Origin of the sequence: Luteimonas salinisoli (assembly GCF_013425525.1) — a bacterium.
In the GTDB taxonomy this organism is placed as follows: domain Bacteria; phylum Pseudomonadota; class Gammaproteobacteria; order Xanthomonadales; family Xanthomonadaceae; genus Luteimonas; species Luteimonas salinisoli.
Window position 1 is genome coordinate 55,136 of record NZ_JACCKA010000054.1, and the last position, 22,645, is coordinate 77,780.

Annotated in this window: 24 protein-coding genes; 2 read left to right on the top strand and 22 right to left on the bottom strand. The window is 71.2% G+C overall.

What is annotated here, in order from left to right; translation table 11 throughout:
• Positions 1 to 29 precede the first annotated feature (29 nt).
• Positions 30 to 1,460 carry an MFS transporter gene (locus tag H0E84_RS08450; RefSeq protein WP_180678205.1) on the bottom strand — a complete coding sequence of 477 codons (1,431 nt, stop codon included), beginning with the start codon at positions 1,458 to 1,460 and terminating at the stop codon, positions 30 to 32.
• Between the two features lie 263 nt (positions 1,461 to 1,723).
• On the opposite strand from H0E84_RS08450, the gene H0E84_RS08455 reads away from it, so the two are divergent.
• The gene (locus H0E84_RS08455) at positions 1,724 to 2,032 is read left to right on the top strand and encodes a hypothetical protein (RefSeq protein ID WP_180678206.1); all 309 of its coding nucleotides are present in this window, start codon (positions 1,724 to 1,726) and stop codon (positions 2,030 to 2,032) included.
• A 15-nt stretch (positions 2,033 to 2,047) separates the two neighbouring features.
• On the opposite strand, the gene H0E84_RS08460 is transcribed toward H0E84_RS08455, so the two are convergent.
• From H0E84_RS08460 to H0E84_RS08555, 20 genes are all read right to left on the bottom strand, one after another.
• Positions 2,048 to 2,263 (bottom strand): hypothetical protein, encoded by a 216-nt coding sequence (locus H0E84_RS08460; RefSeq protein ID WP_180678207.1) that lies wholly within the window; start codon positions 2,261 to 2,263, stop codon positions 2,048 to 2,050.
• Between the two features lie 63 nt (positions 2,264 to 2,326).
• Entirely contained in the window at positions 2,327 to 2,914 is a 588-nt protein-coding gene (locus tag H0E84_RS08465; RefSeq protein WP_180678208.1) for an alpha-ketoglutarate-dependent dioxygenase AlkB, read from the bottom strand.
• Between the two features lie 617 nt (positions 2,915 to 3,531).
• Positions 3,532 to 4,143, bottom strand: a complete 612-nt coding sequence (locus tag H0E84_RS08470) for a DUF1989 domain-containing protein (protein WP_180678209.1) — start codon at positions 4,141 to 4,143, stop codon at positions 3,532 to 3,534.
• The gene (gntA, locus tag H0E84_RS08475) at positions 4,140 to 4,898 is read right to left on the bottom strand and encodes a guanitoxin biosynthesis heme-dependent pre-guanitoxin N-hydroxylase GntA (protein WP_257644135.1); all 759 of its coding nucleotides are present in this window, start codon (positions 4,896 to 4,898) and stop codon (positions 4,140 to 4,142) included. Before gntA ends, H0E84_RS08470 begins: the two co-directional genes overlap by 4 nt.
• 240 nt (positions 4,899 to 5,138) lie before the next feature.
• Positions 5,139 to 6,212, bottom strand: coding sequence for an ERCC4 domain-containing protein (locus H0E84_RS08480; protein ID WP_180678210.1), 1,074 nt, complete (start codon positions 6,210 to 6,212; stop codon positions 5,139 to 5,141).
• On the bottom strand, positions 6,209 to 6,937 hold the full coding sequence (locus H0E84_RS08485; RefSeq protein WP_257644140.1) for a hypothetical protein: 729 nt from the start codon (positions 6,935 to 6,937) through the stop codon (positions 6,209 to 6,211). Before H0E84_RS08485 ends, H0E84_RS08480 begins: the two co-directional genes overlap by 4 nt.
• A 2-nt stretch (positions 6,938 to 6,939) precedes the next feature.
• Positions 6,940 to 8,232, bottom strand: a complete 1,293-nt coding sequence (locus H0E84_RS08490; protein ID WP_180678211.1) for an adenylosuccinate synthase — start codon at positions 8,230 to 8,232, stop codon at positions 6,940 to 6,942.
• Positions 8,233 to 8,609: 377 nt separating this feature from the next.
• Positions 8,610 to 8,798, bottom strand: coding sequence for a DUF2065 domain-containing protein (locus H0E84_RS08495; protein WP_180678212.1), 189 nt, complete (start codon positions 8,796 to 8,798; stop codon positions 8,610 to 8,612).
• Positions 8,795 to 9,661, bottom strand: a complete 867-nt coding sequence (gene hflC / locus H0E84_RS08500) for a protease modulator HflC (RefSeq protein WP_180678213.1) — start codon at positions 9,659 to 9,661, stop codon at positions 8,795 to 8,797. The genes H0E84_RS08495 and hflC overlap by 4 nt, the downstream gene beginning before the upstream one ends.
• Positions 9,658 to 10,788: an FtsH protease activity modulator HflK gene (gene hflK / locus H0E84_RS08505; protein WP_180678214.1), complete on the bottom strand. Its 1,131-nt coding sequence runs from the start codon at positions 10,786 to 10,788 to the stop codon at positions 9,658 to 9,660. Before hflK ends, hflC begins: the two co-directional genes overlap by 4 nt.
• 262 nt (positions 10,789 to 11,050) lie before the next feature.
• Positions 11,051 to 12,553 (bottom strand): ribosome rescue GTPase HflX, encoded by a 1,503-nt coding sequence (gene hflX / locus H0E84_RS20450; protein WP_345776292.1) that lies wholly within the window; start codon positions 12,551 to 12,553, stop codon positions 11,051 to 11,053.
• A gap of 116 nt (positions 12,554 to 12,669) precedes the next feature.
• Complete coding sequence (gene hfq, locus H0E84_RS08515) at positions 12,670 to 12,957, bottom strand: RNA chaperone Hfq (protein WP_180678215.1); 288 nt, start codon at positions 12,955 to 12,957, stop codon at positions 12,670 to 12,672.
• 161 nt (positions 12,958 to 13,118) lie between these two features.
• A complete protein-coding gene (gene miaA / locus H0E84_RS08520) occupies positions 13,119 to 14,087 on the bottom strand; it encodes a tRNA (adenosine(37)-N6)-dimethylallyltransferase MiaA (RefSeq protein WP_180678216.1) in 969 nt (322 codons plus the stop codon).
• Positions 14,088 to 14,144: 57 nt separating this feature from the next.
• Complete coding sequence (locus H0E84_RS08525; RefSeq protein ID WP_180678217.1) at positions 14,145 to 15,686, bottom strand: AbgT family transporter; 1,542 nt, start codon at positions 15,684 to 15,686, stop codon at positions 14,145 to 14,147.
• A 193-nt stretch (positions 15,687 to 15,879) separates the two neighbouring features.
• On the bottom strand, positions 15,880 to 16,395 hold the full coding sequence (locus tag H0E84_RS08530) for a DUF4019 domain-containing protein (protein WP_180678218.1): 516 nt from the start codon (positions 16,393 to 16,395) through the stop codon (positions 15,880 to 15,882).
• Between the two features lie 120 nt (positions 16,396 to 16,515).
• Positions 16,516 to 17,433, bottom strand: a complete 918-nt coding sequence (gene rfbD, locus H0E84_RS08535; RefSeq protein ID WP_180678219.1) for a dTDP-4-dehydrorhamnose reductase — start codon at positions 17,431 to 17,433, stop codon at positions 16,516 to 16,518.
• Entirely contained in the window at positions 17,433 to 18,041 is a 609-nt protein-coding gene (rfbC, locus tag H0E84_RS08540; RefSeq protein WP_180678220.1) for a dTDP-4-dehydrorhamnose 3,5-epimerase, read from the bottom strand. The genes rfbD and rfbC overlap by 1 nt, the downstream gene beginning before the upstream one ends.
• On the bottom strand, positions 18,038 to 18,925 hold the full coding sequence (gene rfbA / locus H0E84_RS08545) for a glucose-1-phosphate thymidylyltransferase RfbA (RefSeq protein WP_180678221.1): 888 nt from the start codon (positions 18,923 to 18,925) through the stop codon (positions 18,038 to 18,040). The genes rfbC and rfbA overlap by 4 nt, the downstream gene beginning before the upstream one ends.
• Positions 18,922 to 19,977, bottom strand: coding sequence for a dTDP-glucose 4,6-dehydratase (rfbB, locus tag H0E84_RS08550; RefSeq protein WP_180678222.1), 1,056 nt, complete (start codon positions 19,975 to 19,977; stop codon positions 18,922 to 18,924). Before rfbB ends, rfbA begins: the two co-directional genes overlap by 4 nt.
• Before the next feature lie 54 nt (positions 19,978 to 20,031).
• Entirely contained in the window at positions 20,032 to 20,505 is a 474-nt protein-coding gene (locus tag H0E84_RS08555; RefSeq protein ID WP_180678223.1) for a single-stranded DNA-binding protein, read from the bottom strand.
• Positions 20,506 to 20,677: 172 nt separating this feature from the next.
• On the opposite strand from H0E84_RS08555, the gene H0E84_RS08560 reads away from it, so the two are divergent.
• Positions 20,678 to 21,673: a polyprenyl synthetase family protein gene (locus tag H0E84_RS08560; RefSeq protein WP_180678224.1), complete on the top strand. Its 996-nt coding sequence runs from the start codon at positions 20,678 to 20,680 to the stop codon at positions 21,671 to 21,673.
• A 96-nt stretch (positions 21,674 to 21,769) separates the two neighbouring features.
• Here H0E84_RS08560 and H0E84_RS08565 read toward each other — a convergent pair whose 3' ends face one another.
• Positions 21,770 to 22,582, bottom strand: coding sequence for a dienelactone hydrolase family protein (locus H0E84_RS08565; RefSeq protein WP_180678225.1), 813 nt, complete (start codon positions 22,580 to 22,582; stop codon positions 21,770 to 21,772).
• Positions 22,583 to 22,645 lie beyond the last annotated feature (63 nt).

Sequence of the window (22,645 nt, forward strand, 5' to 3'; positions counted from 1 at the left end):
GCGCCGCTCCCGCGGGGGCGACCCGCGCCTCAGGTCCCCGGCCGCGCCATCGACTTGGGTTCGGACATCTCTTCGCCGGGCTGCGCGCGACCGGCCATCTCCGCGCCAGCGTGCGGCGACAGCCGCCACATCGCCGCCACCGAGGTGGCCGAGATCAGGCCCACCGTGAGGAACGCGAAGCCGAAGTTCGTCGCCGCGCCCATCGGGTCGCCCGTCGCCGCGCTCGCCATGCTGAGCGCATAGCCGCCGATGGTGATGCCCATCGCCAGCGACACCTGCTGGGCCATCGCCGCCAGGCTGCTGGCCTGGCTCATCCGCGCCGGGTCCACGTCCGCGTAGACGATCGCATTGAGGCTGGTGAACTGCAGCGAACGGAAGCAACCGCTCACCAGCAGCACGCCCACCATCAGCGGATACGGCGTGTCGGCACGGAACAGTCCGAATCCGCACAGCAGCGCCGACGCGATCAGCGCGTTGACGATCAACACCCGGCGGAACCCGAACCGTTTCAGGATCCCGGCCGCCAGCGTCTTCATGAACATCGCGCCGGCCGCCGAGGTGAAGGTGATCAGTCCCGACTGCAGCGGATTGAGCCCGAACCCCATCTGCAGCATCAGCGGCAGCAGGAACGGGGTGGCGCCGATGCCGATGCGGAACAGCGAACCGCCGATCACGCCGTTGCGGAAGGTGGACAGCCGGAACAGGTCCAGCTGCAGCAACGGATGCGCATGCCGCCGCGAATGCGGCCAGTACAGCGCCAGCAGCACCATTCCCAGCAGCGTGCAGCCCACCGCCAACGGCGTGCTCACCAGGTGCCGGCCCATCGAGGCGAAGCCGAAGATGGTCAGGCCGAGCCCAGCGCTGGTCAGCGCGAACCCGCGCCAGTCCAGCGGCCCCACCGCCGAACGCAGCATCGGGATGTGGCGCCACGCCAGCCAGATCCCCAGCAGCCCCATCGGGATGTTGATGAGGAAGATGAAACGCCAGTGGCCGTAGGTGGTGATCAGCCCGCCCAGCACCGGGCCCAGCATCGGCCCCAGCAGTGCCGGAATGGTCAGCCAGCTGAGCGCGCGCACCAACTCGGCCTTGGGCACGCTGCGCAGCAGCACCAGCCGCCCCACGGGCACCATCATCGCCCCGCCGGTGCCCTGCAGGAACCGCGCCGCCACCAGCTCGCCCAGCGACCCGGACGCGGCGCAGCCCAGCGAGCCGATCAGGAACACGCCGATCGCCGCCATGAAGGTCGGCCGCGCCCCGAAGCGGTCCGCCACCCAGCCGCTGACCGGGATGAATACCGCCAGGGCCAGCATGTAGGTGGTCAGCGCCAGCTTCAGCGCCACCGGCTCCACGCCCAGGTCCGAGGCGATCTGCGGCAGCGAGGTCGCGATCGCGGTGGAGTCCATGTTCTCGATGAACAGCGCGGTGGCGACGATCAGCGGCAGCAGGCGTTCGGGTCTCAAGACGGGCGTTCGATGCGTGGTGGCGGGTGCGCCATTGTCGCCCATCCCCGCCGCGACCCTGTCCACCGCGCCAGTCCGTGGCGCGGAACGCGATACGTCGCGGGGCGCCTCGTCCGTCACGTCGCCTCCCACTGCGGTACTCCACGCTCGCGCCGATCGCCCCGACCGAGCCGCCGATGCCTCGCCGCCCCCACTCCACCCTGCACCAGCTCGTCGCACTGTCGCTCGCCGCTCCCGCGGTGGCCGCAACGCGCCTGTACGACATGGCCACGACGACCGGCCCGCCCAGCGCGGCGCAACGGCGCGACCATCGCCGCATGGGCATGGAAAAGCTGGCCGCCGCCCAGGAAGGCTGGACGGCGATGGGCACGGCGCTGCTGGAGCTTCAGCAGCGCGAATTCGCCCGCGCGATACGCGCGGCATGGACGCCGTGGTGGTCAGGCGCCTGGCCGGCGTTCGATGCGCAGCGGGCGGTGCGCGACGTCGACGCGGTCATCGCCGCCGGCCTCGCGCCCGTGAGCCGCGCCGTGGGCGCGAATACCCGGCGCCAGCAGCGAGCGCGGCGCGCCTAGGCAGGCCCCCTCGCCTCACCCGCCGATCAGGCCGCCACCGGCCGCGCCCGGCAGGCCGGTCGGGGCCTTCCTGCGGATGTCTTCGGCGTCTTCCCGCGCCTCGCCGTCGTCGTCGCGGCCGCCCTTCTGCGACACGGGTCCATCTTCTTGCGTTGGCTCTTCGCCCGCGGCGCCCTCGTCGCGCGGCTCGTCTTCCGGTGCGGCCTGATCCGACCGTCCATCGCCCATCATCGCCAAACCCTCCACTGTGGGAACGGTTTTCAGCCTCGCGCGGGCGCCGTGAAAGGGGAGCGATCACGGACTCGCGGCGTGCGCCTCCGGCCGCACCCGGAACACGATGCTCATGCGCGCTCCGACCGGCCTCGCGGTCTTCGGGATGCCGTGCTCGTGGGTGAGCTGCGAAGCGTGGCTCATGCTGAGCAGGCTGCCGTGGGCGAGCTCGACGGCGATGCGCCGGCGATCGCCGCCCTTGGCGCGAATCAGCATGCGCCGGGAGTCGCCGAGGCTGAGCAGGGTGATGGGATGGCCGGGCACGATGGTGTGCAGCTTGTCGTTGTGCATGGCCACGCTGTCGGCACCGTCGCGATAGAGGTTGAGGCCGACGGCGTTGTACGGGGCCGGCACCGCGGCCCGGACGCGCGCGAAGATCTCCCCGAGCGGCAACCCATCGGGAAGCGCGGCCGTGCGGTAGGCCGCGAGCAGGCGCGGCACGTCCACCACCCGGTCGTACATCTTGCGGCGCTCGCTCTTCCACGCCGCCTGGCGCTGCAGGGCGGCGAACCAGGCATCGGCCTCGGCGGGCGCGGCGAAGGCCGGCCAGTAGCGCACGCCGCCGTCGGCATCTTCGATCAGGGTCTGCGGTGGCGAAGCGAACAGGTCCATGCGCTGCAGATGGGGGCACGGGGGGCGCGGTGCCAGCGGAGGTGCGATCCGCGGATGAACCTGTTCAGCGTCCCCGCCGCTGGAGGAGGCTCGACCGCAGCCGGCCGCGTCGCGGAGTTCGATCGACGGGAAACGCCCTGCGTGGCTGCCGCCCGATCAGGGACCGCGCCGGCTTTCGCGACCATGGGTCGCTCCTGCAGGTATGCGAGGCGCGCGGCCCAGGCAGGAGCGGGCCATGCCCGCGCGGGTCAGTAGCCCTTGCCGACGCCGCCGGCCGTATCGTCCTTCTGGCCGTCGCGGCGCTTTTCCAGGTCGGGGCGCACGCCTGAGGTGGGACCCGGCTGGCCGTCGGTCTCGTTAGCTCTTGCGCTGGGGATTGCCCTTGGGCTCGTTGGGTTCGACGCGTTCGCGTTCTGCGGTCATGAGCGGCTCCAGACTGGGTACGTCAACAGGGTAGACCGGCGACGGTCATGGCGATGCGTGCGTGGCGTGTGCGTATCGTTCCAGGGAAGCCGTTCTCCCGGGTTCTCGGTCACGCCGCCGTCGGGACGAAATGCGCGCGTCGCGGAACCGGCTGCCCGAAGCGATGCAGGATCCGGCGGCAGCGGCTGCCGGAATCAGGGCTTGCCCAGGCGTTCGATACCGAAGTCGATGGGCTTGTAGCGGAAGTTGTTGGACTGCCCGGCGGAACACGCGGTCATGGCAACCACCAGCGGCATCTCCGCGCGCAGGCGGATGCTGTCGCCCGGCCTGCTGCGCGGCGGCAGCACCGCGATCCTGCCGGTGTCCGCGTCCACCGACACGTGCATGAACACGTTGAAGGCGATGGGGATGCGGTCCACGCCGATGCCGTACGGCGCCAGCGCCTGCGCCAGGTTGCCCTCGCAGCCGGGACGGCCCTCGGTTTCCCCGTAGAGGATGGCGAAGGTGTCCTTCGAGCACGGCGTCAGGGTGAAGTCGTGGCGACCGCAACTGTCCTCGACGATGGCGAGCATCGGCCTGCTGCGGTTGGAGTACAGCAGGTCGCCGGTGCTGAGCCAGAGTTTCGACGCATAGTCGATCGACCGCCCCGAGGACAGGTACTCGTCGAGGTCGTCGCGGGAGAAGGCGACGAGGTCGCTGACCTGCTGGCCTTCCGGATCGATGACGATCAGCTCGTCGCCGCGTTCCAGTTCTACCGCTCGCGCCGAGCACGGCGGGATGCGCTCGACGGCCCGCGCGCCGCTCATGCCGCCTTCCTGACCTGGAGCGGACAGCACCAATCCGCTTCCACGGCGCGGCCACCGTACTGGCGCGCTTCGGAAGCCTCGCCGTAGTCGCTCAGGTTGGGATTGATCGAGCCCTGCAGCTCGCGGTCGCGGGCGCGGGTGGCGGCCTGCATCTTCGCGAACCTCCCGTCGGCGCGAAGCCGCTCGAACTGGCGATGCGAGTTGAACACCAGCGTCGGCCAGGCGAAGCGCCGGGCGATCCGCGACGCACCCGGGTGCAACCCGATCACGAAGAACGGATGGCCGGCCAGGCTCATGCTGAAATCCGGGCTGTCGGGATCGCTGTCGACGTCGGACGCCCAGCGGCGGCCGCGCCGCGCGTCGAGATCGTGCAGGCGCTGCAGCTGGGCCCACAGCAGCGATTCGAAGCGCGCCTCGTCGATGCCGGCGGGGCCGCGGAACAGCGCCGCCAGCGAGTGCACGGCCGGATCGTCAGCGTCGCTGGCATCCACCATCGCCGCGAAGCGCTCCAGGCGGCCGAGCAGCGGCGCATCGTTGCGCGGGCTGCCCAGCGATTCGAGTTCGAGCATGCGGATGGTGTCCTGCACCAGGGCCAGCCGCGACCCCACGCAGGGAAAACGGTCGCTGCCGACGAACTCCATGAAGTCCCTGCGCGGGTCGGCGCGCGCGCCGCCGTCGTGCGCGGCCGGCGGCCCGCCGGCCTCCAGCGGACAACCGCCGGGGCGATGCCCGGGTGCTGCATTCGAGCCATCCATTCCTGCTCCGCGGCGCCGACGCGCCTCCGATAGACGGACTCACCGTATCGGCGGGCGCTGCAAGGTCGCGTGGAGATGCGCGCAACCGTACGGGAATGTGTTCATCTTCCGGAAGCGACGTCCGGCGAGGCGATTCGAAACGCACGCGAGCCGCGCATCGAGGGGCCGCTGTTCGGTGAGGTGCGGGAAGTGCCTTCGCACGATCGCGGCCAGGCGCCATGGCGAAACGGTGGCGTCCCTTCAGCCAGCCGCCGCCCGGCACCAGCGAGTGCCGCGACCGCGACCCTCGGTGCGCAGGCATCCCTCCGCGCGGAGCTGGTCGAGCACGCACTTGACGCGCGCGGGCGGGGCTTCCGGAAACTGCATCCGCAACAGCGCGACTTCGAAGCGATCGGGCAGGTCGCGCAAGGCGGCGATGCGGATTCGGGCGTCGAGGCCGCCGTCGGCCGGTTGCGCGCGGTAGCGTGCGGCGGCTTCGGCGACCTGCGGCAGGCGCGGCTGCTGCATGGCCGCGTGCACGGCGCCGAACCAGCGTTGCGCCCAGACGTTGGCCAGCTTGCGGTTGCCGGCGAAGATGCATTGCACTCGCGGAAACAGCGCCGGCAGTTCGCCCAGCACGCGCAACAGGTGGGCGGTGGGCCAGCGGCCGACCTTCGCGGGGTTGCCGAAGTCGGCGTACTGGGCCTCGATCACCAGGGCGGCGTGGGGCCAGGCGGCCAGCTCGGAGAGCTGCTGGTGCAGGCCCTTGAGCTCGGACAGGTCGCCGAGCAGATTGTCGAGCGTCTTGCGCTCCACGATCGCCAGCGGACGCTCGTCGTGGGCCAGAGCGTAGTCGCCCACCGGCAGCCTGCGGCGCTGCACGTTCGCGCCCGGGAAGGACCACGGGTAGCGCTCGAGGCTGTCGACGACGATGTCGAGAGCCTCGCCGGACCGCGCGGACAGCTCGGCACGCTTGCTGGTCTTGTGCGCGCGCACCGCGGCCTCGGTGCGGAAGAAGACCTGCTCGTAGCTGCCGCCGTCGCGGCGCGGCTTCTCCAGGATCAGGAACTCGCAGCGTTTGCGCCGGGGGCGGTCGAGGGCGACGGAAAGCTTGCGGCCCAGGCGCGAAAGGTGCAGGACCGGCGCGCGCTCCAGGTCGTCCAGGGGTCCGCCGGCGTCCGGCTCGCGCTCGCGCAGGCAGAACACCTGCGTTCCCGCCCCCGGCCAGGCGGCTTTCGCGCGAACGGCGAACAGCACGCGGCCGGCCTGCTCGATGGCGATGCGGTAGGGGAAGCGGACGTCCCCGGTCCGCTGGACGATCCAGACGGCGCTCACGGATCGGTCGGCGGCACGCCGGGATCGAACGCGAAGCCGTCGCCGATGTCCTCCAGGCAGCGCAGCGGCTGCGCGGGCAGGCGCAGCCAGGTCTTTTCCATGGCGTCGTCCTCGATCGACCCTTCCGCCCTCCATGCCCTGCGCGTGAGGTAGTTGGCGCTGGTCTCCTGCACCGCGCCGCTGCCGCGGTGCAGGTGGCGATGGTCGTGGCCCACCAGGCGGAAGCAGCCCTCCCGCCAGCGGAACGTGAATCCGCTCCGGCTGGTGGACCAGGTTCCCGCACTCGCCCACAGGTGCAGGCCGATCCGCAACGCGCCGTCGACGATGCCGACCCCTCCGTTCTCGGAGAGGAAGTCGTCCAGCGTCGGCGAGTACGGCCTGGGAATCAGCGCATGGTCGGCCAGCACGCGCCGATAGCCGCCCGGCCGCTCGGCGAAGGCGGCGACCAGCATCCTCGGATTGGTATCGAAGACGGGCGGCCCCAGCGCCTCGTTCGGGATCCGATTGCCGGGATCGTCCATCTTCAGCAGCAGCACCAGGTCGTCGCGGCCGTCGCCGTCCAGATCGCCCGCGTGTCGCTGTTCCAGGCGCCAGCCGGCGGGCACGAAGCCCTCCGCGTCCCCGGCACGTTCGGCGACGACCGGATAGTCCACGTGCGGATGGAACGGGTCCGCGGCGGCGGCCGCCGCCGGAACCAGCAACAGGACCAGCACGGTCCAGCGCATGCTCACGCAAACGGATCCTGCAGCACGATGTTGGCGTCGCGATCGGGCCCGGTGCTGACCATCGCCAGCGGGCTGCCCGACAGCTCCTCCAGCGCGCGCAGATAGGCGCGCGCGGCGGGCGGCAGCTTGCCCCACTCGGTGATGCCGTGGGTGCTTTCCTGCCAGCCGGGGAACTCCAGATACACCGGCTCGCACTCGTCCCAGCCGCCGGCGTCGAGCGGCGCGTACTCGGTTTCCTTTCCGCGGTAGCGGTAGGCGATGCAGACCTTCAGGCTGGGCAGGCCGTCGAGCACGTCGAGCTTGGTGATGCACAGGCCGCTGATGCCGTTGATGGCGACCGCGCGCTTGAGCGCGACCAGGTCGATCCAGCCGCAGCGGCGCGGCCGGCCGGTGGTGGCGCCGAACTCCTGGCCGCGTTCGGCGATCGTCTTGCCGATGTCGTCGTGCAGCTCGGTCGGGAACGGGCCGCCGCCGACGCGGGTGGCGTAGGCCTTGGCGATGCCGAGCACGTAGTCGATCGCGTCCGCGCCCACGCCGCTGCCGGCCAGCGCGCCGCCGATGGTGGTGTTGGACGAGGTGACGTAGGGATAGGTGCCGTGGTCGATGTCGAGCAGCGAGCCCTGGGCGCCCTCGAACAACACGCGCTGGCCCTGCTTGCGCAGATCGTGGAGGATGCCGGCCACGTCGGACTTCATCGGCTGCACGTACTCGCCGAATTCGAGCGCCTCGTCCAGGGTCCGCTGGTAGTCCACGGCCTCGACGCCGAGGAACTTCGTCAGCACGAAGTTGTGGTAGTCCATGGTGCTGCGCAGCTTCTCGGCCAGCTGCTCCGGGTAGTGCAGGTCGGCCACGCGGATGCCGCGGCGCGCGGCCTTGTCCTCGTAGGCGGGACCGATGCCGCGCCCGGTGGTGCCGATCGCGGCGCCGCCGGCGGCCTTCTCGCGCGCCTGGTCCAGGGCGATGTGGTACGGCATGATCAGCGGCGTCGCCGGACTGATCTTCAGCCGCGAGCGCACGTCCACGCCTTCGGCCTCGAGCTCGTCGATCTCCTTGCGCAGCGCCGCCGGGCTGAGCACCACGCCGTTGCCGATCAGGCAAAGGGCGTCCTTGCGCAGGATCCCGGACGGGATCAGGTGCAGCACGGTCTTCTTGCCGCCGATCACCAGGGTATGGCCGGCGTTGTGGCCGCCCTGGAAGCGCACCACCGCGCCGATCCGCTCGGTGAGCAGATCGACGATCTTGCCCTTGCCCTCATCGCCCCACTGGGCACCGAGAACGACGACTGACTGACCCATGGGGAAACTCCTGGCTGGCGATAGTTGCGGACCATGCCGGCGACGGCGTGAACGCGAGGCGCGGGCGGCTCGCGGGTTCGCGGCCATGGGGCGCTCCGCAGTGGCGGGATCGCGGATGACCGGCACGGAAAAAGCCGGCGGGCAAAGCGCCCGTCCGGCTTTTGTGCATTATCCGGGATTGCCGGTGGAATGCCAGCCTTGCGTGCGCCGCTGCGCCGCGGGTGGCTCCGGCCGCGAGGCGGCGATTCCCGGGAGCAGTCGACCGCGCCGGCTTTCGCGCGCATGGCACGCTCCCGCGGGGGGCGGGGGGGCGCCGCTCCTGGTGGGATCGGCAGGCGCGCTTGGTCGCGGCCGCTGCGCGGCTCAGGCGCTCCGGATCAGGCGCCCCGGACCAGGAACAGGGCCAGCGCGCCGGCGCCCAGGACGATGCCGCCAACGATGCGCAACTGGCGGTCCGGCATCGCCAGCATCTGTTCGGCGGCGCGCTTCCAGCCGCGGGGGGCGACGAACAGCACCAGGCCCTCCAGCACTGCCACCAGGCAGAGGGCCGCCCACAGATCGCTCATCGATCGCTGCGCATGTATTGCAGGAACGGATCGTCGCGTTCGAGCACGATCACCGCATTGCCGTCCTCGAACGAGGCGCGGTACGCCTCCAGACTGCGCTGGAAGGCGAAGAACGCCGGATCGCGGTTGGCGGCCACGCCGTAGAGACGGGTCGCCTCGGCATCGCCCTCGCCGCGCAGGGTCTGCGCGTCGCGCTCGGCCTCGGCCAGGATCACCGCCTGGTCGCGGTCGGCGGTGGCGCGGATCTGCCGCGCCTGCTCCTCGCCCTCGGCGCGCAGGCGCGCCGCCACCTGGTTCCGCTCGGCGCGCATGCGGTTGTAGACCTGGCTGATCACTTCGCTGTCGGTCGGCAGGTCGATCTGCTTGAGGCGGATGTCGATGATGCGCATGCCGAGGTTCTGCGCGCCCTTGTTGATCGATTCCAGCTGCCGGGCGATCACCTCGCTGCGGTCTCCGGACACCAGCTGGGTCAGGGTGCGGGCGTTGATCTCGTTGCGCAGCGAATCCTTGATGATCGGCGCCAGGCGGTCGCTGGCGTTGGCCTCGTCGCCGGCGGTGGCGCGGTAGAAGTCGCCGACGTCCTCGATGTAGACGATCGCCACGAAGTCGACACTGACGTCCTTGCGCTCCGAGGTCAGGTAGCGCTCTGGCGAGAAGTCGAGGGCGTTGAAGCGGCGGTCGAACACGCGTGCGGTCTCGACCAGCGGCCACTTGAAGTGCAGGCCGGGGCCGATGTCGGTGCGGGCGACGCGGCCCAGGTGCAGCACCAGGCCGACCTGGCCCTCGCGCACCACGTACACCGAGCCCATCAGGCCCAGCAGCAGCAGGACGATCAGGGCCGGAACCAGGGTGGCGGGTCTCATCGCGTACCTCCTTCGCCACGGGTGGGCCGCGGAGTGGTCTGGGTGCGGGCGGGCTGCTCGCGGGTGGCGCCGACGCTGGGCGAGATCACCTCGGCCGGCAGCACCGGCGGACCGCTGCCGCCGCCAGAGCCCTGCCCGCCCATCGGCACGTAGATCAGCTGGCGGCCGTCGCCGCCGATCACCTTGCGGTTGTCGGCCAGGACCTCCTCCAGCGTCTGCAGCCACAGGCGCTTGCGGGTCACCTCCGGCGCATTGCGGTACTCGTCGAGCAGCAGCGAGAAGCGCATCGCGTCACCCGTGGCACGGGCGATCGAGGCGGTCTTGTAGCCCTCGGCGACCGTCCTGGTGCGCGACGCCTCGCCTCGCGCCTCGGGCACGATCTTGGCGGCATAGGCGCGTGCCTCGTTGACCAGGCTCTCCTGCACCTGCTGGGCGCTGTTGACCGCGTCGAAGGCGGGCTTCACCTCCTCCGGCGGGCGCGCATCCTGCAGGTTGAGCTCGGTGACGATCAGGCCGGTGCGGTAGATGTCCAGCGAATCCTGCAGCTGCTTGCCGGCGATCGCCGACAGCGGGCCGCGGGCGCCGAGCACGGTGTCCAGGTCGGAGCGGCCGACCTGCTCGCGCACCACGCCCTGGGCCACCTGCTCGAGCACGCGCTCGGCGTCGCGGGTGCCGAACAGGTACAGCTCGGGATCGCCGACCCGGTACTGCACGTTGAGCGAGACCACCACGATGTTCTCGTCGCGGGTCAGCACCGGCACGGTATTGCTGAAGGTGCGGATGCTGGTGGCGTTGACCTTGATCACCCGCTCGATCGGCCACGGGATCTTGAAGTTGGGACCCGGCTGCATCACCCGCGCGGCCTGGCCGAAGCGCAGCACCACGCCGCGCTGCTGCTCGCCGATCAGCACGAACGAGCTGAAAAGCAGCCAGACCACCAGGGCGATGGCGATCCAGCGCAGCGGTCCGCCACCGCCGCCGCCAGGCAGGCGCCGAAGCGCGTCGAGGATGCCGTCGAAGGCACCTCCCCCGCCGCCGCCGCGACCACCGCCGGTCGGCTTCCAGGGGCTGCGGCCGTTGCCGCCCGACCCGCCATTGTTCTTCTTGCCGGGAATGTTCCAGGCCATGCCTGCTCCAGTCTGGGAATCGCCCCGCACGCAGCCGGAGGCGGTGCGGGGACGCACATTCTACAAGGTGCGGGCCGCCGTGCCCGAAGACAAGCGCGGCGGCCTCCGTGCGCCAGGCGCGCACCTGTCTGCGCCGGGCGGAACAGCACCGCGGCGGGCCCAGCGCAGGACGGCCGATGGGCCGAAGCCCGCGACCGGCACCGGCCGGGACCTGCGGCCGTGGGCTCGCCCGCCGGCGGCGACCGGCCGCGCGATGGCCCGCTCAGCCGCGTCCGGGCACTTCCCCGAGGAGGGAGCGGAGCGGTGCGCCGTCGGACTGCGCGGCCAGGCGCGCCGCGTCGGCATGCGGCAGGTCGATGCGCAACTGCCAGCCGCCTTCGTCCTGGGTCTCGCCGCGCACCGCGTCGAGTTCGTGCAGGCGGGCTCGCAACCGCCCGGCGCTGGACGGCAGCGCCAGGTCGGCGACGATCCTGCGCAGTCCGAGATGCGCGGTCAGGGCGTCGCGCAGCAACTCCAGACCGGCGCCGTCGCGGGCCGAGATCCACACCCGCTCGCGGCCCGGTTCGTCGGCGGCGGCGCCCCGGGGGCGGTCGTGGCGGGGGGCCATGGAGGCGCCGTCGCCGCGAGCGTCGTCGGAAGCGTGTGCTCGCGGATCCGGGCCCCCGGGGGCGCCCGGCGTACGGTCTTCGCCGGAAGGGAGGATGGACCGAGGCGGCGAACGCTCTGCGGCGGGCCCGTCCCAGGGAGTGGCGTCTCCGGGCGAACCGGTCGCGGGATCGGCGGCGGCGCGCGCCGCGGGCAGGCGGTCGATCTTGTTGTAGACCAGCAACTGGGGGATCTCGCCCGCGCCGATCTCGGCCAGCACCGCGTCGACCTGGCCGATGCGCTCGGAGCGCAGCGGGTCGGCGGCATCGACCACGTGCAGCAGCAGGTCGGCCTCGCGCGCCTCCGACAGCGTGGAGCGGAAAGCCGCCACCAGCTCGTGCGGCAGGTCGCGGACGAAGCCGACGGTGTCGGCCAGCACCGCGTTGCCGCCGGGCAGCACGATCTTGCGCACGGTCGGGTCGAGCGTGGCGAACAGCTGGTCCGCGGCGTAGGCGCCGGCACCGGTCAGCGCGTTGAAGAGCGTGGACTTGCCGGCATTGGTGTATCCGACCAGGGCCACGCGCGGCATTTCGCTGCGCACCCGTGCGCGGCGCATCTGGGTACGCTGCACCTCGACCTTGTCCAGCCGCCGCTGCAGTTGCTCCACGCGCTTCTGCAGCAGCCGGCGGTCGGTCTCGAGCTGGGTCTCGCCGGGCCCGCGCAGGCCGATCGAACCACCTCGCTGGCGCTCCAGGTGGGTCCAGCCGCGCACCAGGCGCGTGGACATGTGGCGCAGCTGCGCCAGCTCCACCTGCAGCTTGCCCTCGTGGCTGCGCGCGCGCATCGCGAAGATGTCGAGGATCAGGCCGGTGCGGTCCACCACCCGGCGCTCCAGCGCCTTCTCCAGGTTGCGCTCCTGCACCGGACTGAGCGGGTGGTTGATGAGGATCAGGTCGGCGCCGCTGGCGTCGGCCGCGGCCTTCACTTCCTCGAGCTTGCCGCTGCCGATCAGAGTGGCGGGGTTGGGCTTGTCGATGCGCGCGGTCATCAGCGTCGCCACGGCGGCGCCGGCCGAGCGCGCGAGATCGGCGAACTCCTCCAGCGCATCCTGGTCGGGCGGACCACCGGCGTGGGGTTGGATCAGCAGGGCGTGTTCGCCCTTGCGGCTGCGTTCGAACACGCGGCGGCGCCTCCTGCGGCACGATGTGAACCCCCGACATGCGGGCCGCCGGCGGGGTTATCAAGCACTGCTGCGCCGGACAGGCCGGCGCCGGGGTCAGGCGCCGGCGGACGCGCTCAGGCGTCCGCTTCCTCGTCCTGTTCGGCCGGTTCGCCGTTGGCCGGCGTCGCCTGCACGTGGCCGCCGCCCGGCCCCACGCGCACGTTGCGCGCCGGAACCACGGTGGAAATGGCGTGCTTGTAGACCATCTGGCTGACGGTATTGCGCAGCAGCACCACGAACTGGTCGAAGGACTCGATGGTTCCCTGCAGCTTGATGCCGTTGACCAGGTAGATCGAAACCGGCACACGCTCGCGCCGCAACGCATTCAGGAAAGGATCCTGCAAGGACTGCCCCTTGGACATCGTGTTTCCCCAGCTTGGTTATTGTTGTGGGCGGCCCGCAGGCCGCGTCGCCCGACCCGCTTTCCCCGTGGCGGCGACCTCCCGATGGTACACAAATCGTGGCGCTGCGCTGCGCGGGCGATGCGGAAAAACCATGGCCGCGTCGCGTTTCCGCCCCGAAATCAGCCGCGGACGCCGGGCCCCAGGAAGTCCTCGACGGCCCGCTGCAGGCGCCCGGCGTCCTGTTCCGGGTCGAACCAGCGCAGGTCGAGCTGCCCGCGCAGCCAGGTCAGCTGGCGTCTGGCCAGCTGGCGGGTGGCGAAGATCGCGCGGTCGCGGAAGTCGGCGACGCCGGTACCGCTGGCCAGGTGTTCCCAGGCCTGTCGGTAGCCGACCGCGCGTAGCGCCGGCAGTTCCAGCGGCGCGGGATGCGCCTGCAGCTGCGGCAGCGCGCGCAGGCGCCGCACCTCATCGAGGAAGCCCGCGGCCAGCATGGCGTCGAGGCGCCGCGCGATGCGCGCATGCAGCAGGCTCCGATCGCGCGGGGCGATGGCGAGCTTCAACACCCGGCAGGGGAGCCGCGCCTGCAGCGGCGGCCGGCGCTGCCATTCACTGATGCCGCGGCCGCTGAGGCGATGGACCTCCAGCGCGCGCTGGATGCGCTGGGCATCGCCGGGGCGGATCCGCGCCGCCGCCTGCGGGTCGACTTCGGCCAGCCGTGCATGCAGCGCCTGCCAGCCGTGCGCACGCGCCTCGGCGGAGATGTCGGCGCGCACGCCGGGATCGGCGGGCGGCATCGGCGACAGGCCCTGCAGCAGGGCGCGGTAGTACAACCCGGTGCCGCCGGCGAGGATCGGCATGCGGCCGCGCGCCAGCACGCCGGCGATCGCCGCGCGCGCGTCGTCGGCGAACTCGGCCGCCGAATAGGCCTGCCATGGTTGGCGCAGGTCGAGCATGTGGTGCGCGACCCGCGCCCGTTCCGCGGCGTCGGGCTTGGCCGCGCCGATGTCGAGGCCGCGATAGACCAGCGCCGAGTCGACGCTCACGATCTCGCCGCCGAGGCGCTCCGCCCACGCCAGCGCCAGCGCGGTCTTGCCGGAGGCGGTGGGGCCCATCAGGGCGATGGCGGACGGGCGCTGGTCGGTGGGCATCGGCTGTTCCGGCGCGTCGGACGGGGCGGCCGCACGGCATCCGCGCCGTCGCGTGGGTCAGCCCGCCGGGATGTACTGCAGCGGCGACCCGGGGCCGATCGGCGCGCCGATCGCCATCCAGATCGAGAACAGGATGGTCCAGCCGATCAGGAACGTCACCGAGTACGGCAGCATCACCGCGACCACGGTGCCGATGCCGGCCTTGGGCTCGTAGCGCTGCAGGAAGGCGATGATCAGCGCGAAGTAGCTCATCATCGGCGAGATGATGTTGGTGGTGGAATCGCCGATGCGATACCCGATCTGGGTGAGCTCGGGCGAATAGCCCAGCAGCATGAACATCGGCACGAACACCGGCGCCATCAGCGCCCATTTTGCCGAGGCCGACCCCATGAACAGGTTCGCGGTAGCGGTGAGCAGGATGAAGCCGGCGAACAGCACGATCCCCGGCAGCTGCATCTGCGCCAGCAGGCCGGCGCCGTTGACGGCGAAGATCAGGCCCAGCTGGGTCCAGTTGAAGAACGCCACGAACTGCGCCGCGAAGAACACCAGCACCAGGTAGACCCCGAGCGTGCTCATGCTCTGGCCCATGCCCTTGATCACGTCGGCGTCGCTCTTGATGGTGCCCGCGCCGATGCCGTAGGCCACGCCCGCCACCACGCCGTAGGCGAAGATCAGCGCGACGATGCCCTGCAGGAACGGCGAATTGAGCAGGTCGCCGTCCTCGGGGTTGCGCAGGAACCCGTCGGCCGGCACCGTACCCCAGACCACCAGCGCGGTGAGCACCGCCGATGCCAGCAGCGCGAACAGCAGGCCGCGCCGCTCCTCGCGCGTCATCGGCTCGATCCTGCCGCCGCCGTCCTCCTTCGGGGCATCGGGAAAACGCCGCGCGACGATGCGCTCGGTCACCCACCAGCCCAGCCCGGTGACCAGGAAGGTGGAGACGATCATGAAGTACCAATTGGCCGCCGGGCTGACCGTGTAGGCGGGATCGATGATCTGCGCGGCCTCCTGCGACAGCCCCGCCAGCAGCGGGTCGATGGTGCCCAGCAGTAGGTTGGCCGAATAGCCTCCGGATACGCCGGCGAAGGCCGCGGCCATGCCGAGGATCGGGTGGCGGCCGGCAGCCAGGAACACCAGGCCCGCCAGCGGCACCAGCAAGACGTAACCGATCTCGCTGGCCATGTTGGACATGACGCCGGCGAACACCATCACCGGCGTCAGCAGGAAACGCGGCGCGGCCAGCACCAGCTGCCGCAGCGCCGCGCCGATCAGGCCCGAATGCTCGGCCACGCCGATGCCGATCAGCGAGACCAGCACGGTACCCAGCGGCGCGAAACTGGTGAAGTTGGTGACCAGCCCGGTGAGGATGCGGTGGAGTCCCGCCACGCTCACCAGGTTGACCGGCGTGATCAGTTCGCCGGTGGTCGGATGCTGCACCGAGAGATCGAACTGCGAGAATACCCACGACAGCACCACCACCACCATCGCGAGGATCGCGAACAGCGTGGCCGGATGCGGCAGCGCATTGCCGCCGGCCTCGACGACGTTGAGGAAACGGTCGATCGCGGACTTGCGGGGGGCTGCGGGCGTGTCTGTCATCGGCTCTCGGGGATCGTGGTTCGGGAATCTCGATCGATGGCGCCGCCGGGCGGCAGGGGCCGTGGCAGTCGGGTCGCCCGCGCGGGAGTGCCTTCCGGACGCGGCCGGCGCGGCTCACGCGGCGCGATCCCGGCCTGGACACGACGACGGGATCCTGGCGGATCCCGTCACCTGTGGACCGGGCGCCCGGCGCTCAGCGCAGGCTGTAGCCGGAGACGCGCCAGACCTTGTCCTCGTCGAGCCGGAACGAGACCAGTTCGCGCACCGGCTCGGCGTTGTTGGCGAACGTGGTCGGGAAGGCGACGTTGATGTACAGCCCCTCCGGGACCTCGCCGCCGGCCTGGAACTGCGAGCGCGAGACCACCGCGTTGCCGCGGCTGCCGGGCGCGCCCAGGCGCGCGCGATCGGTGGTGATCTGCTGCACGAAGCTGTCGCGCGGGACCATGCGCTTGACCTCTTCCGTCGCCATCTCCCAGACCTCGCCGGTGCGGTTGGCGTCGATCATCTGCACGATCTGCTGCGCCGCACGGGTCATCTCCGCGTCCTGGCGCTGCAGCTGCTGCTGCTGCTCGGGTGTGAGCTGCTGCGTCGGCTGCTGCTGCTGCTGCTGCTGCGCCTGCTGCTGCTGCGCTTGCTGCGGCTGCTGGGCGGCGGCACCGCCGATGCAGACCGTCAATGCGACCGCCAGTGCGATTCGCTGGAATCTCATGCTTCCCTCCTGTCCTGGACCCTTGAAAGGGGCCTAGTGTATGTCAGCGGTCGCCGGCGGAAGCAAGCGCCCTCGGCGGGCGGGCCCCAGCGCCGCGGTTGCGAAGGGTTCCCGGCGCATTCATCCGGGCCGGCGATCCGGCGCGGCGGCGATCGCGTCCAGGACTGCCGCCAGCCCCTCGCGCCACGGCAGCGGCTGGATGCCGAAATCGGCTGCCAGGCGCGAGGAATCCAGGCAGGAGCGCGCCGGGCGCCGCGCGGCCGCTGCGTATTCCGTGGTGGCCACCGTCTGCAGCTCCGGCGGCCGCGCCAGCAGTCCGCGCGCCAGCGCCAGCTCGAAGATCGCCGCGGCGAAGCCATGCCAACTGGTGCAGCCGGTGGCGGCGGCATGCCAGAGACCCGAGCGCGCGGGCGGCGAGCCGAGCAGCCGCGCGGTGACGTCGGCCAGCCAGCCCGCCGGCGTCGGCGCGCCGAACTGGTCGTCGACCACGCGCAGCGGCCTGCCCTCGCCCGCCAGCCGCAGCATCGTGCGCAGGAAGTTGTGGCCGTGCGGCGCGTACACCCACGAGGTACGCAGCACGAGGTGGCGTGCGCCGCTGGCGCGCACCGCCCGCTCGCCGGCGAGCTTGCTGGCGCCATAGACGTTGAGCGGTGCGACGGGATCGTCCTCGCGCCAGGCGCCGCCGGTTTCGCCGTCGAAGACGTAGTCCGTGGAGTAGTGGATCAGCAGGGCGTCGCGCCCACGGCACGCAGCGGCCAGCGCGGCAGGCGCCGCGGCGTTGACGCGGAAGGCGGTCTCGGCAGCCGTTTCGGCGCGGTCGACCGCCGTGAACGCCGCGGCGTTGACGACCGCATCCGGCGCCAGCCTGGCGACGAGCTCCGCGGCGCCGGCGGCGTCCTCGAGGTCCACGCGCTCGCAGGGAGCGTCGCCCGCGAGCGTGCCGTCGCGCGTCGCGCAGGCGACCTGGCCCAGAGGTGCCAGGCTGCGGCGCAGCTCGGTACCCAACTGCCCGTTGGCGCCGAGCAGCAGGATCCGCATCAGCGCCCCGCGCCCCCGGCGCCCATCAAGCCGGGCGGCACCCTGGCGCTGGGCGCGTCGTAGTGCGGCAGGCGCTCCTCGCCGATCTCCGCGAGCAACGGCGCCCCCGCGTCCTTGTCCGAGAGCAGCGGCCGGGCGATGGGCCAGTCGATCGCCAGGTCGGGGTCGTTCCAGCGGATCGCTGCATCGGCCGCGGCATCGTAGGCCGATGTGCACAGGTACGTCACAAGCACCCGGTCGCTGAGCGCGACGAACCCGTGTGCGAAGCCTTCCGGGACCCAGAACTGGCGGCGGTTGTCCGCGGTGAGCAGGACCGCGGTCCAACGACCGAAGGTCGGCGATCCGGCTCGAACATCGACGGCGACGTCCCAGGCCTCGCCTTCCAGCACCGAAATGTACTTTCCCTGGGGCTTCGGCCACTGGTAGTGCAGGCCTCTCAGGACGCCTCGCCTGGACAGGGACACGTTCCCCTGCGCGAATGCCGGCGAGAGTCCCTCGCTCGCCAGCGCCCACTGGCTGAAAGCTTCGAAAAAGAAGCCCCTCTCGTCCTCGAACACCCGGGGCTCGACGACGAGACACTCCGGCAGGTCCGTCCGGACGATCTTCACATTACGATCCGGCTGTCGGCCAGCGCGAGAAGGTACTTGCCGTATCCGTTCTTCGCCAACGGCGCGGCGAGGGTCCGCAGCTGGTCGGCGTCGATCCAGCCGTTGCGCCAGGCGATCTCTTCGGGCGCGCACACGCGCAGGCCCTGCCGCGCCTCGATCGTGCCGATGTAGTTCGCCGCCTCCAGCAGGGACTGATGCGTGCCGGTATCCAGCCACGCATAGCCGCGCCCCAGCTTTTCCAGGTGCAGCGAGCCTTCCTGCAGATAGCAGCGGCTCAGGTCGGTGATCTCCAGTTCCCCGCGCGCGGAGGGCTCCAGCGTGGCCGCGAAATCGCTCGCGCGTCCGTCGTAGAAGTACAGTCCGGTAACGGCGTAGTTGGACCGCGGCGCGACGGGCTTCTCCTCGAGGCCGATCACGCGCCCGTCGGCATCGAATTCGGCCACGCCGTAGCGCTCGGGATCGTTCACCCAGTAGCCGAAGACCGATGCGCCTCGCTCGCGCTCGTCCGCACGGTGCAGCAACCCGCTGAGCCCGGGACCATGGAAGATGTTGTCCCCCAGCACCAGGCAGCTCGGCCGCCCGTCGAGGAAGTCGCGTCCGATCAGGTAGGCCTGCGCCAGGCCGTCCGGACTCGGCTGCGCGGCGTACTCGATCCGCATGCCCCACTGCGAGCCGTCGCCCAGCAGGGCCTTGAACAGGGCCTGCTCGTGCGGAGTGTTGATCACCAGCACCTCGCGGATGCCGGCCAGCATCAACACGCTGAGGGGGTAGTAGATCATCGGCTTGTCGTACACCGGCAGCAGCTGCTTGCTGATCCCCTGGGTGATGGGATAGAGCCGCGTGCCGGACCCGCCGGCCAGGACGATGCCGCGCCGCTGCGTCATGCCGCGCTCCCGATCCGCTCCAGGCGGTAGCTGCCGTCGAGCACCCGCCGCACCCACGGCTGGTGGTCGAGATACCAGTCCACCGTACGCGCGATGCCCTCCTCGAAAGTGACGGCGGGACGCCAGCCGAGTCCATCCCTGATCCGGGACGCATCGATGGCGTAGCGCCGGTCGTGGCCCGGCCGGTCCGCGACGAAGGCGATCAGCTCCTCGCGCCGGCGTCCGTCCTCGAGGGGACGGCGACGGTCGAGCAGCGCGCAGATGGTCTTGACCACCTCGATGTTCTCGCGCTCGGCGTCCCCGCCGACGTTGTAGGTCTCCCCCACGACGCCGCTGTCGAGGACCGTCCTGATCGCCTTGCAATGGTCCTCGACGTACAGCCAGTCGCGCACGTTGCGGCCGTCCCCGTAGACCGGCAGCGCCTCGCCCGCCAGGGCCTTGGCGATCACCAGCGGGATCAGCTTCTCGGGAAACTGGTAGGGGCCGTAGTTGTTCGAGCAGTTGGTGGTCAGCGTCGGGAGGCCATAGGTGTGATGGAACGCCCGGACCAGGTGGTCCGATGCCGCCTTCGAGGCCGAGTACGGCGAATTGGGCGCATAGGGCGTGCTCTCGGTGAACTTACCCGTGTCCCCGAGCGACCCGTAGACTTCGTCCGTGGAGACGTGGAGAAAGCGGAAGGCGCTACGAGCATCGTCCTCGAGCGCACGCCAGTGGTCGCGCACCGCCTCGAGCAGCACCAGGGTGCCGACGACATTGGTCTGCACGAATGCGGCAGGCCCGTCGATCGACCGGTCGACATGGCTCTCGGCGGCGAAATTGATCACCGCGTCCGGTCGGTGCCGCCGCAGCAGGGTGTCGACCAGCTGGCGGTCGCCGATATCGCCCTGAACGAAGACGTGATCGGGATTTCCCTGCAGGGTAGCGAGCGTGTCGGGATTGCCCGCATAGGTCAGCAGGTCGAGGTTCACCACCCTGACCCCGGATGCGACCGCCTGCAGTACGAAATTGGCACCGATGAATCCGGCGCCGCCTGTCACCAGCCAAGTCGACATTGCCACCTCGGGTTGAACGGATCCGGTACCGGGACCAGGGCGAAACGTCGAGTCTCAGAACGGGATGTCGTCGTCGGAGAAATCGTCGGCCGGTGGCGGCGCCGACTGCGAGGACGGCTGCCGCCGCGGCGCGGCCGATTCCTGGCGCGGTGGTCGCGAGGGGCGGTCGCCCCCGCCACCGCCACCGCCCTCGCCGCGGCCGCCGAGCATCTGCATCTCATTGGCGACGATCTCGGTGAAGTACTTCTCCACCCCGTCCTGGCCGGTGTACTTGTCGTAGCGGATCTCGCCCTCGACGTACACCTGCGATCCCTTGCGCAGGTACTCGGCGGCGATCTCGCCGAGCTTGCCGAAGAAGGTGACCCGGTGCCACTGGGTGTTCTCCTGCGGGTTGCCGTCGCGGTCCTTGCGGACGCTGGTGGTGGCGAGGCTGATCTTGGTGATGGCCATGCCGCCCTGGGTGTATTTGGTCTCCGGGTCGTTGCCGAGATTGCCGACCAGGATCGCCTTGTTGATGCCACGGGCCATGAAGGATTCCTTGGGATTGCTTGCCGGAAGCGGCAGGGGATCATTGGATTATAGCGGGCGCCGGCCGGCTGTCCGAGCCGACCGCCCCGCGGTGTCGGAAGATGCCGCGTCGCCGTGTCGGCCCCCCGGCAGGGGCCCCGTATAATCCCGTTTCCCCAGCCACGGCGACGCAATGGACCAGGCCCTGCCCGCGACGATCCCCGACCTGGCGGCCATCCAGGCTCTCGCCGCCCCCGACATGGCCGCGATCGACGCCCTGATCCGCCGGCGCCTGGCTTCCGACGTGGTGCTGATCAACCAGGTGGCCGAGCACATCGTCTCGGCCGGCGGCAAGCGGCTGCGGCCGATGCTGGTGGCGCTGGCCGGCCGGGCTTGCGGCGGCGGCGGGGCGGAGCACCACCAGCTCGCCGCGATCGTCGAGTTCATCCACACCTCCACCCTGCTCCACGACGACGTGGTGGACGAGTCCGACCTGCGCCGCGGCCGCAGCACCGCCAACGCGATCTGGGGCAATGCCGCCAGCGTGCTGGTCGGCGACTTCCTCTACTCGCGCAGCTTCCAGCTGATGGTCGAGCTGGGCCGCATGGAGGTGATGCGGATCCTCGCCGACACCACCAACCGCATCGCCGAGGGCGAGGTGCTGCAGCTGCTGCACGTGCGCAACCCGGACGTCGACGAGGGGGCCTACCTGCGGGTGATCGAGCGCAAGACCGCGGTGCTGTTCGCCGCCGGCACCCGGCTCGGGGCGCTGGCCGCCGGCGCCGATGCGGCGACCCAGCAGGCGCTGCACGAGTACGGCCTGCAACTGGGCTACGCGTTCCAGATCGCCGACGACGTGCTCGACTACAGCGCGGATGCCGACGAACTGGGCAAGCACCTCGGCGACGACCTGGCCGAGGGCAAGGCGACGCTGCCGCTGATCCACGCCATGGCCCATGCCGATGCGCCCACCCGCGAACGCCTGCGCGGCATCGTCGAACAGGGCGACGCCGGGGCGATGGACGAGGTGATGGCGGCGATCCAGGCCAGCCGGGGACTGGACTACAGCCGCGCGCGGGCGCACGAGTTCGCCGCCGCCGCCGTGGCGGCCCTCGACCGCTTGCCGGACAACGCGGCGGTCGCCGCGCTGCGCGGCCTCGCCCGCCACGCGGTCGAGCGCGGCAGCTGACCCGGTAGACGGCAGCGACTGCGCAGGCGGCGAAGCTCGGGCCGCGACGCGCGTGGGCGCCTCCCCCTGACCGCGCGCTCCGGGAACCGCGAGCCGTCAGCGCGGGTCGGCGGCGAAGATCTCCTCGAAGAACGCGTCGATCATGACGAAGGCACGGCGGGAGGCGCGCTCGTCGTAGCGGCAGTTGTCCTCCGGGTCCGCACCGGCATCCTCTTCCTGGCTGAAGCAGTGCCGCGCGCCGCCGAAGTCGACGAACCGCCAGTCGGCGCCGGCAGCGCGCATCTCCTGGCCGAAGGCGGCGATGTGCGCGTCGGTGACGGAGGCATCCTCGGCGCCGTTGAGCGCCAGAACCGGGGCCATGATCCGGTTGTCCTCCGTCGGCAGATGGGTCTCCAGGCCGCCGTGCACACTGACGACGCCGGCGACGTCGGCGCCGGACCGCGCCAGCTCGAGCACCGCCGAACCTCCGAAGCAGAACCCGATCGCGGCGATCCTGGCGGGATCCACCGGCACCCGGCCCGCCTGTCCCGACAGCGCCTGCACCGCGGCCGCCACGCGCCTGCGCAGGGCCGTGCCGCCGTCCGAGTACACCTGCATGACCTGCTGCCGGGCCTCGTCCCGGTTCGCCGGGCGGACCCCCTTGCCGTAGACATCGGCCACCAGCACCACGCGCCCGTCGCCGGCCAGGGTGCGCGCGCGCGCCAGCGCATGCTCGCCCACCCCCATCCAGTTCGGCACCATCACCACGCCGGGGCGCGGATCCGGACCACCGGCGTCGTCGTACACCACGACGCCGCTGAAGGTGCGGCCGTCGACCTCCCATTCGACCGGATCGCTCCTGGGCGCTGCCTGCGCAACGGTGGCAACCGGGAGCAGCAATACCAGCGCCGCCAGTTCGAATCGGATCATGGGCCGGGCCCTCGCAAGAGTAGAGCCGCAAGCCTAGCGCCGCGACGGCTCCTGGGGAGACGC